Genomic DNA, 707 nt, shown 5'->3' with positions numbered 1-707 from the left:
AGGTGGCAGAGCAGTCCTGTGTCGTGGAAATACAGTTTCGGTGTTTTGACGAGGCGTTTGCTGGCGTTGGCGTAGTAGGGCATGAGCGGGAAGGTCACGTAGCTGGATTCCAGCATGGACAGCCAGGCTTTCGCCGTGCGGGCGTCGATGTCGGCGTCCCTTGCGAGGTTCGCGTAGTTCATGAGGTTGCCGGCGTTGAGCGCGCATAGTCGCATGAATGTGCGGAACCCGGCCAGATTGCGCACGTCGAGATATTCCGCCACATCCCGCTGTACGTAGGTGTCGAGGTAGCTGGGGAAGAAGCGCGACGGTGGCATAGACACGTCGTAGATTCTCGGAAATCCGCCGGTATGCATGAACGCGTCTGTCGAAACCGTCGGCTGCGTGGCATGGATTTCGCCGTAGGAGAGCGGAAGCAGCTTGAGTATGCCGACGCGGCCGGCGAGGGATTGGGTGATGCGTTTGAGCAGCAGGAAGTTCTGCGAGCCGGATATGACGTACTGCCCCTGTTCCCGGTGCTCGTCGGAGATGACCTGGATCATCGAGAACAGTTCCGGGACGTATTGCGCCTCGTCGATGATGAGACGGCGCGGCCGGTTGCGCAGGAACGCCACAGGGTCGTCCGCCGCTGCCGCGCGGATCTGCGGGTCCTCCAGATTGACGTACCTGTAGTCCGGGAACACGTCGCGCACCAGCGTCGACTTGCC

At 61.2% G+C, this 707-nt stretch carries 1 protein-coding gene; it reads right to left on the bottom strand.

Annotation, left to right across the window (positions count from 1 at the left end):
• Positions 1–707: ATP-binding protein (locus AC1AUD_RS13725; RefSeq protein ID WP_476574937.1), on the bottom strand; the 707-nt coding region annotated here is incomplete at both ends.

The organism is Bifidobacterium sp. LH_730 (genome assembly GCF_056355835.1).
The sequence above is the reverse complement of the archived record's forward strand: the minus strand, read 5'-3'. Positions and strand labels throughout refer to the sequence as shown.